Origin of the sequence: Micromonospora sp. NBC_01392, from assembly GCF_045040125.1 — a bacterium.
GTDB lineage: Bacteria > Actinomycetota > Actinomycetes > Mycobacteriales > Micromonosporaceae > Micromonospora.
In genome coordinates, this window is sequence record NZ_CP109549.1 from 3,925,988 (window position 1) to 3,939,056 (window position 13,069).

Below are 13,069 nucleotides of genomic sequence, written 5' to 3' on the forward strand. Positions count from 1 at the left end.
TGTTGTACGAGATGGAATTAGTACGAAACTGTACCACGTGAGGGAGGGGTGGCATGTCGGTCGACGGGGCGCAGCTGTGGACGCTGAACCAACGGCTGCTGGGCGAGGTGATGGATGCCTGCACGGGGGAGCTGGCCGAGGTCGGGTTGGAGACGAAGGAGTTCTTCGTCCTGGCCGAGGTGGGGGCGTCGCCGTACCCGGCCGAGATCGCGACGGCACTGCTGCTCCCCAAAGCGAGCGTGACGGTCTACGTCCGCAACCTCGTCGCCAAGGGGTTCATCCGGCGCGAGATCGACGACGCGGACCTGCGGCGGCACCGGCTCGTCCTCACCGACGAGGGCACGAAAGTACGCGATCGAGCACTTGCCGCCCTCGCCGCGGAGTACGACCGCAGGCTGGCGAGGGTCACCCCTCACGACCGCGTTGAGCTGCAACGCATCCTCAAAGCGATGCTCGCCTCGCCCGCGTCAGGCGGTATGCGCGAGTGATTCGTCTGTCCGGTGCTCTGCTGCTGGGATGTGCTCGTCTCGGTCGGCCTCGACCGCGGCTGCGGCGGTCGCAGGATCCTTGTCCACCGGTCGCGCCTGGCCGCGCCAGGTGCACCGGCATTCCACGCGCACACGCTGAGACCCCACCGGGATGGTTCGGGAACGTCACGAACCCCGTTTCCCGCCCCGCCAACGGTGCCAGTTCCAGGCGCGACCGCCGCATCGTGGTCAGGCAGTCGGGCACGAACGCGGCCAGGTCACGCAGCAGGCCGGGCGGCAGCCGCCGGGCCGCTGCTGCGCGTTCGGGGATATCGCGGACCCGACAGGGGCCGAACTGCACCCGCGTACCCTCTGATCATGATTCGCCGGGGTTGGGGGCGGCCCGCCTTGTCGTCCCCCTCGGAGCCGTGCTCGAGCCGTTCGTCGTCGGTCGGTTCACCATCCCCGCGATCCTGCCCTGGCCGAACCGGGTGGCCGCCTTGTCAGTGGGCTGGCGCTGTTGACGGCCGGAATGGTGGGTTGCTACCGAGTCGTTGCCGTTGGCAGGCGGCGGACAGCAGTGCGTGAGCCGCGGCCGACCGCCGAACTCTGCGCGGTCGAGCATGGTGACCACCGGTAGGCAGCCGGGCCGGTGCGCGGGCAGCGGACGACGCGGCCGCCCGCGCCGGTCGTACTGGTCCCGCGTCAACATGCCTGCCCCCTGAGTGGACCCGTGGTGATGGCATCACCGTCGGGGATCAGCGACGCGCCCGCTGCCTGCCGCGGCCAGAATGAGCGTCCGCGCTCCGACCACGGGGTTGAGGACGAGCAGTAGCGCGCTGCGGATGTACGACAGCTGCCAATTCACCGTGGCCGAGGACCGGGCCCGCCGGCGCTGCTGTCCAACCGTGTCCAATCCTGTCCAGCCGTGTCCACAATCGATCCTCTCGGACGTGCGCAGGGCTCAGGGTTTCGGTACGCAGGGCGCTGCGACAGGTGGCGTCCGCAACGGGAGGACCGCACAGATGAAGGTTTGGTCGACCGGATCGCGACGGGCCCTCCGGGCCCTTGCGATCGCCACAATCGTCGTGCCCGTGCTGGTCGTCGGGCCGGGGGCCGACGCGGCCGAACGCGACGCGGTGGTCAACGCGCCCGGTGCCGCCGCCGCCGGGATCACCGGCTTCACCCCGACGGTCACCGCGGACGCGACCCGGGCCGCCGAGGCGACGGCGGGACACCGGCTGTCGCGCGACGCGGTGCTGGCCGCGTACTGGACGCCGGCGCGGATGCGCGCCGCGCGGCCGGTCGAGGAATCCGAGCAGTACCGGCGGGCCCTGGCGGTGCCGCAGGCCGGCCTCAAGTCCGCGCCCGCGCCGCGCAACAGCGGCCAGGAGCTGATCGTCCCGCCCGCCCGCGGCGCCACCACCACCGGAGGGATGGGAACCCAGGCGACCGACCCCAACCTGCCGAGCAGCCACCCGACCGCGTTCACGGCCGGCAAGGTCTTCTTCACCATGGACGGCAAGAACTACGTCTGTTCGGGCACGATCGTGAACACGGCCGCCGGCAACGAGGTCTGGACCGCCGGTCACTGCATCCACGGCGGCCGGGGCGGCACCCTGGCCTCGAACTGGACCTTCGTCCCGGCGTACAACGGCGATGCGGCCAACCCGCGTCCGCTCGGCACCTGGACCGCAACGGGGCTGTGGACCATGACGGCGTGGATCAACGACTCGAACTTCGCCGAGGACATGGCCGTGGCCGTCATGGGCACGCAGGGTGGCCAGCACATCAACCGGTACGGCTCGCAGGGTCTGTGGGTCAACGCCGGCGTGAACCAGTTCATGAACGCGTTCGGCTACCCGGCGGAGGCGCCGTTCAACGGCCGCCGGCTCAAGCAGTGCGCCGCGAACTCCGTGCAGGAGAACCCGGCGGTGTGGACGCAGACCATCAAGATCACCCCGTGCAACTTCACCGGCGGGGCGAGCGGCGGCTCGTGGCTGATCAACTACGACGGGCAGTGGGGTCTGGTCAACGGCATCAACAGCCGGGCCGACCGGGCGACCTGGGTGGCGTCACCGTACTTCGACGACACCGCGCTGGTGCTCTACAACTTCACGACGAACTTCTGACCGACCGGCCGGAACGGGATTCCGGCCGGCCGGAGCACCGGGGCGGCGCACAGCCGCCCCGGTGCAAGTCGTGCTGCCGGGCCGCTGCCATTTATCGGATTACCGATTACGACATGACGAAAATCAGCCGGCCCAAAAGGGGCATATCGCCGCTACATCATAATGACAGTTCTTGTGCGTAATGGCTCAAGCTGGTGTCATCGCCCCGCGTACCGTCCGATGCGGACCGACGACAGCGGGGAGGCCACGGTGACCGTCATCGACAAGATCGCCTGGATCCGGTTGGCGCACGGCGCGATCCTCAGTTCGCGCTCACGCGGCAAGGACGTCCACTACCTGCCCGGCGGCAAGCGGGAGGCCGGCGAGAGCGACCTCGACACGCTCGTCCGGGAGATCCGCGAGGAGCTCAGCGTCACGATCGACCCGAACAGCGCCGCGTTCGTCGGCGCGTTCGAGGCCCAGGCGCACGGGCATCCGGACGGCACCGTCGTACGGATGCGCTGCTACACCGCCGACTACCGGGGCGTCCTGCGGCCGGCCCACGAGATCGAGGAGATCACCTGGCTGGCCTACGCCGACCGGCACCGCGTCTCCCCGGTCGACCAGATCATCTTCGATCACCTGCACCGCGCCGACCAGCTTCGCTGACGACCGGGTCGTGGCTCAGGGTCGGTAACCGGCCCGGGCGGCGGCCACCTCGGCGGCGCGGCGCTCACGCCACCGCCGCTGGGCGTCGCTGTTGCAGTGCCGGCACACCTTCCGGAACCGACCGGTGCCGGGGTCGACCTCCCGCTCGTGCCCGTTGCGGCAGGTCGGCTGCTGGCGCCGCGCGCGGCGGTTGTCGCCGCGGCTGAGCTGACGCAGGTGCGTCGGCTCGATGCAGTCGAGCACGCCGCAGTCGTGCCGCACCTCCAGGCCCGGCCGGTAGCCACCGACGAAGACCGCGTACGCGGCGACGTGCGCCCACGCCCGGCCGGCCACCTTCTGGTGCACCCCGCGGCGGCTGCCGTAACCACGCACGACCAGGCAGCCGCCGGGCGTGCGGGTCGACCGGGCCAGCAGGTGGGCCCGCAGCGACTCCTCGGTGAAGTGTCGGGACAGTCCGGTCACCTCAGACAGCATCCGGCGAGCATAGGCCGGCGGGATGTGACGTGCGGGCCGCCGCCGCTCCGGCGGCGGCCCGCACAGCCGTACGTGGTCAGCGCTGCGTGCGGTCGTCGATCTCGGTGCCGGACTCACCGGGCCGGGCGCCGATCGCCTCCTCGGCGGCCCGGCCGCCGGTGCTCTCGTCGCCCTGCCGCAGCGAGCTGCGGGGCAGCCCGGCCAGGTGTGCCGGGTCCTCGATCGGCTGGTCCGGCCAGTCGTCCGAGGTGCCGTCGGCCAGGCCGGCCCGGCGCAACACCTCGACCAGGTCGTCGTGCGACAGGCGCTCGGCCTCCGGGATCCCGGCCCCGCGCGCCATGGACCGCAGCGTCTTCAGGTCTTCGCTCGCGAATGTCTCGGCCATGCGTGGAGCCTTCCCGCCGCTCAGAACAAGGAAACCCGCCTCAGGCGCGGGCCCCGCCGAGACCGAGGAGCACGGCCAGGCCGAGCGCGCTGCGCGGCGCGTACGGGATCCGCCACAGCCCGCCGTGTGCCGCCGCGTACGCTTCGTCCCTCCACGGGTGCTCCTGCGTCGGACCGCCGCCGGTGCGCAGATCGTGCACGAGCAGCGCGGCCATCAGCGTGTTGCTGGTGGCCGGCTCGAACACCTCGACGCCGAAGCGGTGCGCGCCGGCGTACGCGGCGGCGAGCGCGCGGTTGCGCAGCACCGACCGGGTGCGGGTGGGCGGCGCGACGGTGAACGACACCGTGGTGCCGGCGTCGCGGGCCACCGCCGCGCGCCAGCGTTGCAGCCGTTTGGCCAGCGCGTAGTTCGGCCCCTGCTGGGGGACCAGGCTGTCGTTGACGCCGGGGTCGGCGCCGGGCGGGTAGTTGCGGCGCAGCAGCCGGCCGCCGGAGATCAGCCGCAGGGACCGGCGGGCCGGGCCGCGGGCGGCGTACCCGCGGTCGGCGTGGTCGACCGCGTCGCCGGGCACCGCGTACACGTCGGTGGGGGTGGCCAGGAACGCCAGCGCCGCGTCCGGGCGGTGCCGGGTCAGCTCGACGGTGAGCGCGTCGACGGCGGTGGCCACCCGCACGTTGGTGGCGCCGTCGGCGTAGACGTAGTTGCCGAGCACCAGCCGGCCGTCGATGCCGGCGAGCCAGCGGGTTGCCTGCGGCAGCCGGTGCAGCAGGTCCGCGCCGGCGGCGGCGGCCAGCGCGGCGTCGTCGTCGCCGGTGCCGGCCGGCACCGGCAGGTGCAGGCGTCCGCCGTGACGGCGTGCGGTGCGCAGCACCCGGCGCCAGATCTCCGGGCGGGGCAGGTCGAGCGCGACCACGTCGCCGCCCCAGCGCAGCACCGACGGCAGCGGGCCCATCTCGGCGCCCGCGCCGAGCACCACGACCCGCTGGTCGCGCAGGTCCAGCCAGTCGGGGTTGGCGAGCACCGCGCCGACCGCCTCGGCGCAGCTCGGTTCGACCACGCCCGCGTCCACCCAGGCGTCGAGGCGGCGGCGCAGGTCGTCGCCGCGCAGGCGTTGCCCCCGGTACGGCACGGACAGTTCCCGTTCCACCGGCCCGGCGCCGGTGACCGTGGCGGTGTGCAGCGGCGGTTCCGGGCCGGTCGAGGTGACCGCCGCGTCGAGCGCGACGTCGGGGCCGCCGCCGGGCGGCGCGTACCGCATGCGGGTGTGCAGCGCGGTGAGGCCGTCGCGGGCGACGGTGAGCGCGGCGGCGCGGGAGAGCAGGCCGGCCTCGACCAGTCGGCGGAAGTGGGTGAGGTAGCCGCGCCGCCAGTCGGTCTCGTGCTCGGCGGAGCGGGCGCCGACCGCGTCGACGGCGCGTAGCGCGTCGGCGACCACGGCGCGGCCCAGCGCGGTCGTGCTGCGCCGGCCGTCGCCGGTCGCGGGGAACACCACTCCGTCCACGGCTCACCTCCCTGCCCTGCGGTCGTGGGGTCACTCTGCCGCATCGGTGACGACGCCGCCCGTCGAGGGCCGCTCAGCGGCGGGCGGGGCGGCGTTCCGGTCGGGGGCGGCCCCGCTCCGGGTCGACGCCGACCTGAACGGCGAACGCCGGGTCGACGGCGAGCAGCGGTCGCGGGCCGAACAGCGCCATGGCGGTGAGCAACGCGTCGGTGTCCCGGCCCTGCCAGGTGGGACGGCGTTCGGGGTCGAGGTCGGCGTGCTCACGGCGCAGCCGGCGCAGGAGACGCCGTGCGGCGGCGCCGGTCTCCGGCACCTCGGTCAGCCACCAGCCGCCCAGCGCGGTGGCCAGGCAGCAGAGCAGCAGCCCGGCGACCGAGGCGGGTCCGCCGGCGGTGCGGCCCTCGACCGCGCTGTCCACCAGCCGGGTCACCCCGACGGCGGCGACCAGGAACAGCGGCAGCGTGCCCAGGGCGACCCGTCGGCGTTGGGCGCGGGTGAGCAGCCAGCCGTCGCGGACCAGCCGGCCGACCATCCGGCGCAGCGCCCGCGCGACGTCGGGGTCGGCCAGCACGGCGGCCCAGGTCTGCGGGCGGCGCAGCGCGGTGTGCAGGGCGCGGACCAGGGCCGGCGGCCGGGACGGTGGTGGACCGTCGGCGTGCAGGGTGGCGAGTTCCCCGACGGTCACCCCGCCGGCGCGGCGCAGCGCGGCCACGCCCACCTGGCAGGCCAGCAGCGCCCGGTCGGTGAGGTACGCCAACTCGACCCGGTCGGGTGTCGCGCCCCGGGCCCGGCGGCCGGTCAGCTCGCGTACCGCCACGGCGACCGCGACGGCCACGGCGACCGCGCCCAGGTAGTCGAGGAGGAAGATCGGTCCGCTGACACCCCAGAGCATGGCGACAAGTATGGCCGTACGGTGATCCGGGGCGGGGGCGGGTGGAAACGGGTGGCCGCGCGCGACGCCGCGGGCTAGCGTGCCGACGATGCGCATCCGGGAGCACGTCGACGCCGACTGGGGTCAGGTCTGGCCGATCCTTGCGGACGTCATCACCGCCGGGGACACGTTCGCCTACGATCCGGCCTGGTCGGCCGGGGTGGCACGCGAGGTGTGGGTGGAACGCCCGCCGGGGCGTACCTCGGTGGCGGTGGACGACGACGGCGTCGTGCTCGGCAGCGCCAAGATGGGCGCCAACCGGCCGGGCCCGGGTGCGCACGTGGCGACCGCGAGTTTCCTGGTGGCCGCGGACGCGCGCGGTCGTGGCGTGGGCCGGGCGCTGTGCGAGGAGGCGTTGGACTGGGCCCGCCGGGCCGGTTTCACCGCGATGCAGTTCAACGCCGTGGTGGAGACCAACACCGTGGCGGTGCGGCTCTACCGGCGGCTCGGCTTCACGGTGGTCGGCACCGTGCCGGAGGCGTTCGCCCATCCCACCCTGGACCGGGTGGGCCTGCACGTCATGCACCGTTTCCTGTGACCGCCGCGCGTTCCTGTGACGGCTGCGCGGTGCGGCGAAAGTGTCGGGGGCCGTCGTTAGGTTGGCGGGGATCGCCGCCGTCGAAGGAGCCCTCGTCATGACCACGCTCACCGACCGCCCCCGCACCGCGTTGCTCGTCGTCGACGTGCAGAACGGCGTGGTGCGCGGCGCCCACGACCGCGACCGGGTGGTCGCGAACATCGCCGCCCTGGTCGAACGCGCCCGCGCGGCCGGCGTCCCGGTGGTCTGGGTGCAGCATCGCAGCGAGGAGCTGCCCACCGGCAGTGAGCAGTGGCGGATCGTGCCGGAGCTGGTGCGCCGCGACGACGAGCCGCTCGTGCACAAGGCCTACGGCGACTCGTTCGAGGCCACCGACCTGGAGCAGGTGCTCGCCGCCGGGGGTGTCGGGCGGCTCGTCGTGACCGGCGCGCAGACCGACGCCTGTGTCCGTTCCACCCTGCACGGCGCGTTCACCCGCGGCTACGACACCACGCTGGTCGCCGACGCCCACACCACCGAGGACCTGTCGGCCTACGGCGCGCCCCCGCCGGCGCAGGTGATCGCGCACACCAACCTCTACTGGGGCTTCCAGCGCGCGCCGGGCCGCCGCGCCGGCACGGTCGACACCGCCGACGTCGACTTCACCGCCGCCGTCCCGGCCTGACCGGCAGCCCAGCCGGCCTCCGAGCCGCCGTGGCGCGGCCGGTCAGGAGCCGCCCGCGCCCGGTGCGGCCGGGAAAACGCCTGGCCCGGGCCGGGTGGCTGCTGGCAGGCTGCCGGCCATGACCGCTCAAGCTCTCGCGGGGGCGCTCGCCGACGAACGTCGCCGGGCCGTGTTCGCCGCGATCGTGCTCGGCGCCCGGGACGTCCCGTCCGTGGTGACGCGCACCGGCCTGCCGGCCCGCGACGTCGCCACCGCCGTGCGCCGGCTCACCGACGCCGGTGTGCTGACCGACGCCGACGGCCTGCGCGTCGACGGTGAGCGGCTGCGCGAGTTCGCCCGCGCCGGGGCGTCGTCGCCGGCCCTCCCGCCGGTCGACCGGCGCGAGACGATCCTGCGCACGTTCCTGCGCGACGGCGCGCTGATCCGGCTGCCGGCGCAGCGCGGTCGCCGCCGGGTGTTGCTGGAGCACATCACCGAGCACACCTTCGAGCCCGGGCGGCGCTACCCGGAGCGGCTGGTGGACGAGGCGCTGCGCCCCTGGTGCGAGGGCGGTGCGGCGGACCACGTCACGCTGCGCCGCTATCTCGTCGACGACGTGCTGCTCACCCGCGAGCAGGGCGTCTACTGGCGGACCGGGCCGTGAGCACCCGAGCGCCGTTTCCGGGCAGCGGCCGACGGAGGTTGACGACGGCGTGCCGCCGCGCTAAAACAGAAACCGGAAGTTGAGTCACTCAGACTCAAGTCGAGACCTTGGGCCAGGAGAACCGAGGAGGCAGGACCATGTTGATGCGTACCGACCCGTTCCGCGAGATCGACCGGATCGCCGAGCAGTTCTTCGGCACCACCGCCCGCCCGGCCGTGATGCACCTGGACGCCTACCGCGACGGCGACCACTTCTACGCCGCCTTCGACCTGCCCGGCGTGGACCCGGACAGCATCGACTGCACCGTCGAGCGCAACGTGCTGACCGTCCGCGCCGAGCGGCGTCGCCCCACCGGCGAGAACGTCGAGCTGGTCGCCGCCGAACGTCCGATGGGCACGTTCACCCGGCAGCTGTTCCTGGGCGACACGCTGGACACCGACCGGCTGGAGGCCGGCTACGACAACGGGGTGCTGACGCTGCGCATCCCGATCGCCGAGCGGGCCAAGCCGCGCCGGATCGCGGTCACCTCGACCGCGGAGGGCAACGGGCACCGGCAGCTCACCACCGTCTGAACGCGCGTCACGCCGACGCGGGGGACACCGGCGCGCCGGCCGCCCCCGCGTCGGCGTCCGACGGGTACAGCCGGGTCAGCGCGTGCGCCGTGGCGGTGAACCGGTCCCGCAACTCCGCCGGGGCCAGCACCTCCACCTCGGCGCCGAGCTTGAGCAGCTCGGCGTGGGCGTGCCGCGTCGACTCGATCGGCACGGTGGTCTCCCGCCAGCCGTCCGGGCCGGGTTCGCCGGCCGCCGCCCGGGCCGCCCGCGCCATCTCCGGCGGGAAGACGTAGGGCAGGAACTCCAACGCGGCGGTGGTGAGCCGGATGCGCGCCTCGCCGCGGTAGACGTCGCGCTCGTACCGGGCGGTCCACTCCCGCCAGTAGGCGGCCAGGTCGAAGCCGTCCGGGCGCTGGTGCCGCTCGTCGGTGACCACCGCGTCGAGCACCGCGCCGACCCGGTACGTGCGGACCTGCTCCTCGCACCGGGCCACCAGGTACCAACGGCCGGCCTTGAGCACCACGCCGAGCGGGGCGACCAGCCGGGTCACCTCCCGTGGGGCGCGCCAACGCCGGTAGCGCAGCCGGACCATCCGGTCCTCCCACACCGCGCCGGCGAGCGTGGCCAGGTGCGGGGTGGCTTCCGGGTGCCGGAACCAGCCGGGCGCGTCCAGGTGGAACCGGTGCCGCAGCCGGCCGCTGCGGTCGGCGAGTTCCTCCGGCAGCGCGGCGCGCACCTTCAGCTCGGCCGCGGCCACCGTCGTCGCCAGGCCCAGCTCCGCGGCGGGCCCGGGCAGGCCGGCGAGGAACAGCGCCTCGACCTCCGGCCCGGTCAACCCGGTGAGCCGGGTGCGGTAGCCGGCCAGCAGCCGGTAACCGCCGGCCGGGCCGCGGTCGGCGTACACCGGGACGCCGGCGGCGCCGAGCGACTCGACGTCGCGGTAGACGGTCCGCACCGACACCTCCAGGGCGTCGGCGAGTTCCTGGGCGGTCATCCGCCCCCGGGCCTGCAGGAGCAGCAGCAGGGAGACCAGCCGGCTGGCGCGCACCGCACGACGGTAACCCCTGCCGGCCATCAGGTCGCGGCGCGCCTCGTCGCGAAACGCGCCGCCGACTGAGAACCTTTCTCGCATGTTGCGTCCCGAGGTCCTGCCCCGCGCCCGTGTCGCCGTGTCCGGCGCTCCGGCCGACTTCACCGAGGCGTGGCTACGCAACCGGCGGCTGTCCGAGCACACCCGCGACGCGTACCGGCGGGACGTGACCGGCTGGCTGCGCTGGTGCGCCGAGCGGGGCCTGGAGCCGCTGCGGGTCACCTTCCTCGACGTCAACGCGTACGGCCGGGACCTGGAGTCCACCCCGCGCGGACGCGACGGCCGCCCGCTGACCCCGGCCACCGTGGCGCGCCGGCTGTCCGCGCTGTCGAGCTGGTACGACTTCCTGGTCAAGCTGGGCGCGGTGCCGGCCAATCCGGTCGCCGCGGCCGACCGGCCCCGGGTCGACCGGGACCACTCCGCCACCGTCGGCCTCAGCCCGGACGAGGTCGACGCGCTGCTGGCCGCCGCCGAGGCGGACACCGGCCCGACCGCCGCCCGCAACCGGGCCGCCCTCGCGCTCCTGGCCGACCTGGGCCTGCGGGTCGGCGAGCTGGTCTCGCTGGACCTGGCCGACCTGGGCGCGGAACGCGGTCACCGCAGCGTCCGCTTCGTCGGCAAGGGCGGCAAGGTACGCCGTCGCGCGCTCACCCCCGGCACCGCGTACGCGCTGGACGCCTACCTGGCGGACCGGGCCGCCGCCCAGGGCGTCACGGTGCCGCAGCTGACCGGTCCGCTGCTGGTCACCGCCACCGGTGGGCGACTGGACCGGCACGCCGTGTTCCGGCTGGTGCGCCGGCTGGCGCAGACCGCCGGGATCGCCGCCTGGGCGCGGTTGTCGCCGCACTCGCTGCGGCACGCGTTCGCCACCACGGCCCGTTCGGAGGGCGTGCCGTTGGAGGACGTGCAGGACGCGATGGGTCACGCCGACCCGCGGACCACCCGTCGCTACGACCGGGACCGGCACAACCTGGACCGTGACCCGGCGTACGCGATCTGGGCCGCCCGCGCCCGCCGGCGCGGCTGAGCGTCGGACCCGGGCCGTAGGGTGCCGGAATGCGACACGGCCTGGAGATCTCCTGCGGCGGCGCCTCGGTGACGGTCGGCGACCTGGTCGTGCTCGGCGAGTTGGCCGAGCGGTCCGGCTGGGACGGCGTCTTCCTGGACCCGTGGCTGGTGCTGGCGGCGGTGGCCGGGCGCACCGAGCGGGTCCGGCTGGCCGCGATGCGGGCCGCGGTCGCCCGCGGCCCGCTGCGCTGAGCCGGTCTCACTCCGGGCGGCGCGGGCAGAGGCAGAACGGCTGCCCGATCGGGTCGAGCAGCACGGTCCAGCCTCCGCCGCCGGGCTGGTGAGCCGGCCGGGTCGCGCCGGCCGCCACCAGGTCCCGCTCCGCGGCCGACACGTCGTCGACGGTCAGGTCCAGGTGGTAGCGCTTGACGCCGGTCGGGTCCGGCCAGGCCGGCGGCGCGTAGCCGGGCACCAGACCGAACCCGATCGACGTGCCGCCGGAGGAGGTGATCATGGCGTACTCGGCCTCGCTGTGGGTGATCTCCCAGCCGAGGGCGTGGCCGTAGAACGCCGCGTGGGCGGCCGGGTCGGAACTGTCGAGGTTGACCATCGCGAGGTCGGCGTGCGTCGTCATGCTGGGCAGTCTGCCGCCGGTACCTGTCACCTCCTGTCAGGTACCGGCGGCCGGCCGGCGCGCGTCGTGCGCGGCCGCTCCGGGGCGTACGCCGACGGTGCCCGGTCCACCGCCGGGCGGCGCAACCGGCTGCGCGCCGGTCGCCGGTTGCCTACCGTCGGTGGTGATGGGCACTCAGCAGGTGTGGCACCGACCGGCCCGGCGTCGCCGGCCGATGCGCGCGGGTGTGCTGGTCGCCGTGCTCGGGCTGGGCACGTGCCTGATCGGGGTGGCCGGGCTGGCGGTGTGGAACGCGCAGGTGGTGCTCCAGGCCGACGGGCCGGTGCGGGAGACCGCGGACGGGTTCTTCCGGGACGTCGCCGCCGGCGACACCGACCGGGCGTACGGGCGGTTGTGCGCCGAGGCGCGCAGCCGGTGGAGTCAGGCCGGGTTCGGCAGTTGGGTGCGGACCCCGCCGCTGGTCAGCGGCTACGAGATCGTCGACGTGTCGGTGTCGACCCGGGCGGGTCGGCCACGCGGCACGGTGCTGGTGCGGTTGAACCGTGACGGCGGCGGCAGCGAGGAGCGGGAGTTGCCGGTGGTGCCGGAGGACGGCGGGTGGCGGGTGTGCGGGGACCCGTTCTGAGCCTCAGGCGCGCGGGCCCAGGTCGCCGGAGCGGTAGTGCCGCCGGCACAGCACCTGGTAGCGGACGTCGGCGGTGTCCACGGTGTCGCCGATGACGACCTGCGCGCCCTCGCGGACCACCCGGCCGTCGACGACCCGGGCGTTGAGCAGCCCTTCCCGGCCGCACCAGCACAGCACCTCGACCTGGATGCGGGCCACCTCGTCGGCCAGCTCGAACAGTCGTTGCGCGGCCGGGAACAGGCAGGAGCGGAAGTCGGTGGCCAGGCCGAAGGCGTAGACGTCGACGTCGAACTTGTCGACCAGTTCGGCCATCTGCTCGACGTGGTCCAGGTCGTAGAAGGACGCCTCGTCGCAGATCAGGTAGTCGACGCGTACCCCCTCGGCCCACGCGTCGCGGACCAGGTCGCGCAGGTCGAGTCCGTCGGTGACCTCGATGGCCTCGTGGGCCAGGCCGATGCGGGTGGTGACCTGCGGGCCCAGCGAGCGGTCGATGCGGGTGGTGACCAGGCCGCGGCGGCCCTGCCGGGCGTGGTTGTAGTTCATCTGCAACGCCATGGTGGACTTGCCGCAGTCCATCGGCCCCCAGAAGAACTTCAGCGCGGCGGCGTGCAGCGGCCGGCCGTCGACGCCCCGGGCGGCGGCGCAGCCGCCGGCACGGTCGTCGCCGGGCCCCGGCAGGGGGCGGGCCAGGCAGGTCGGGGCGGCAGCGGCGTCGTCGGTCACGTCGGGGCAGCCTAGCCGATCGACGCGGAAGGATCTTGACCGCGCGCGGGTG

17 protein-coding genes are annotated in these 13,069 nt (G+C 74.4%); 10 read left to right on the plus strand and 7 right to left on the minus strand.

All coding sequences use genetic code 11. From position 1 onward, the window contains the following. Positions 1 to 53 precede the first annotated feature (53 nt). The 3 genes from OG767_RS16940 to OG767_RS16950 all read left to right on the plus strand — a co-directional run bounded on the left by OG767_RS16940 (position 54) and on the right by OG767_RS16950 (position 3,247). Positions 54 to 488, plus strand: a complete 435-nt coding sequence (locus OG767_RS16940) for a MarR family winged helix-turn-helix transcriptional regulator (RefSeq protein ID WP_405089437.1) — start codon at positions 54 to 56, stop codon at positions 486 to 488. Between the two features lie 1,067 nt (positions 489 to 1,555). Beyond that, a complete protein-coding gene (locus OG767_RS16945; protein WP_405089438.1) occupies positions 1,556 to 2,599 on the plus strand; it encodes a trypsin-like serine peptidase in 1,044 nt (347 codons plus the stop codon). Between the two features lie 249 nt (positions 2,600 to 2,848). Continuing rightward, a complete protein-coding gene (locus OG767_RS16950) occupies positions 2,849 to 3,247 on the plus strand; it encodes an NUDIX domain-containing protein (protein WP_405094238.1) in 399 nt (132 codons plus the stop codon). Between the two features lie 15 nt (positions 3,248 to 3,262). Here OG767_RS16950 and OG767_RS16955 read toward each other — a convergent pair whose 3' ends face one another. From OG767_RS16955 to OG767_RS16970, 4 genes are all read right to left on the minus strand, one after another. Next, positions 3,263 to 3,721, minus strand: a complete 459-nt coding sequence (locus tag OG767_RS16955) for an HNH endonuclease (protein WP_405089439.1) — start codon at positions 3,719 to 3,721, stop codon at positions 3,263 to 3,265. Positions 3,722 to 3,797: 76 nt separating this feature from the next. Then, a complete protein-coding gene (locus OG767_RS16960) occupies positions 3,798 to 4,106 on the minus strand; it encodes a hypothetical protein (protein WP_405089440.1) in 309 nt (102 codons plus the stop codon). A gap of 40 nt (positions 4,107 to 4,146) precedes the next feature. After that, positions 4,147 to 5,607 (minus strand): hypothetical protein, encoded by a 1,461-nt coding sequence (locus OG767_RS16965; protein ID WP_405089441.1) that lies wholly within the window; start codon positions 5,605 to 5,607, stop codon positions 4,147 to 4,149. A gap of 73 nt (positions 5,608 to 5,680) precedes the next feature. Further along, entirely contained in the window at positions 5,681 to 6,499 is an 819-nt protein-coding gene (locus OG767_RS16970) for a TIGR04222 domain-containing membrane protein (protein WP_357301876.1), read from the minus strand. Positions 6,500 to 6,587: 88 nt separating this feature from the next. Between OG767_RS16970 and OG767_RS16975 the strand changes: the two genes are divergently transcribed. The 4 genes from OG767_RS16975 to OG767_RS16990 all read left to right on the plus strand — a co-directional run bounded on the left by OG767_RS16975 (position 6,588) and on the right by OG767_RS16990 (position 8,955). Beyond that, positions 6,588 to 7,076, plus strand: a complete 489-nt coding sequence (locus tag OG767_RS16975; protein WP_405089442.1) for a GNAT family N-acetyltransferase — start codon at positions 6,588 to 6,590, stop codon at positions 7,074 to 7,076. A 97-nt stretch (positions 7,077 to 7,173) separates the two neighbouring features. Continuing rightward, entirely contained in the window at positions 7,174 to 7,740 is a 567-nt protein-coding gene (locus tag OG767_RS16980) for a cysteine hydrolase family protein (protein ID WP_405089443.1), read from the plus strand. Positions 7,741 to 7,858: 118 nt separating this feature from the next. Further along, positions 7,859 to 8,383: a DUF2087 domain-containing protein gene (locus tag OG767_RS16985; protein WP_405089444.1), complete on the plus strand. Its 525-nt coding sequence runs from the start codon at positions 7,859 to 7,861 to the stop codon at positions 8,381 to 8,383. 137 nt (positions 8,384 to 8,520) lie between these two features. Continuing rightward, the gene (locus OG767_RS16990) at positions 8,521 to 8,955 is read left to right on the plus strand and encodes an Hsp20/alpha crystallin family protein (protein WP_405089445.1); all 435 of its coding nucleotides are present in this window, start codon (positions 8,521 to 8,523) and stop codon (positions 8,953 to 8,955) included. 7 nt (positions 8,956 to 8,962) lie between these two features. Here OG767_RS16990 and OG767_RS16995 read toward each other — a convergent pair whose 3' ends face one another. Next, positions 8,963 to 9,985, minus strand: coding sequence for a helix-turn-helix transcriptional regulator (locus tag OG767_RS16995; RefSeq protein ID WP_405089446.1), 1,023 nt, complete (start codon positions 9,983 to 9,985; stop codon positions 8,963 to 8,965). Between the two features lie 82 nt (positions 9,986 to 10,067). On the opposite strand from OG767_RS16995, the gene OG767_RS17000 reads away from it, so the two are divergent. Beyond that, entirely contained in the window at positions 10,068 to 11,054 is a 987-nt protein-coding gene (locus OG767_RS17000) for a tyrosine-type recombinase/integrase (RefSeq protein ID WP_405089447.1), read from the plus strand. Positions 11,055 to 11,083: 29 nt separating this feature from the next. After that, positions 11,084 to 11,287, plus strand: a complete 204-nt coding sequence (locus OG767_RS17005; RefSeq protein ID WP_405089448.1) for a hypothetical protein — start codon at positions 11,084 to 11,086, stop codon at positions 11,285 to 11,287. A gap of 7 nt (positions 11,288 to 11,294) precedes the next feature. Here OG767_RS17005 and OG767_RS17010 read toward each other — a convergent pair whose 3' ends face one another. Further along, positions 11,295 to 11,669 carry a VOC family protein gene (locus OG767_RS17010; protein ID WP_405089449.1) on the minus strand — a complete coding sequence of 125 codons (375 nt, stop codon included), beginning with the start codon at positions 11,667 to 11,669 and terminating at the stop codon, positions 11,295 to 11,297. Positions 11,670 to 11,835: 166 nt separating this feature from the next. Here OG767_RS17010 and OG767_RS17015 point away from each other — a divergent pair, with 166 nt between their 5' ends. Then, entirely contained in the window at positions 11,836 to 12,294 is a 459-nt protein-coding gene (locus OG767_RS17015) for a hypothetical protein (RefSeq protein ID WP_405089450.1), read from the plus strand. 3 nt (positions 12,295 to 12,297) lie between these two features. On the opposite strand, the gene OG767_RS17020 is transcribed toward OG767_RS17015, so the two are convergent. Then, positions 12,298 to 13,017 (minus strand): thymidine kinase, encoded by a 720-nt coding sequence (locus OG767_RS17020; protein WP_374709241.1) that lies wholly within the window; start codon positions 13,015 to 13,017, stop codon positions 12,298 to 12,300. Positions 13,018 to 13,069 lie beyond the last annotated feature (52 nt).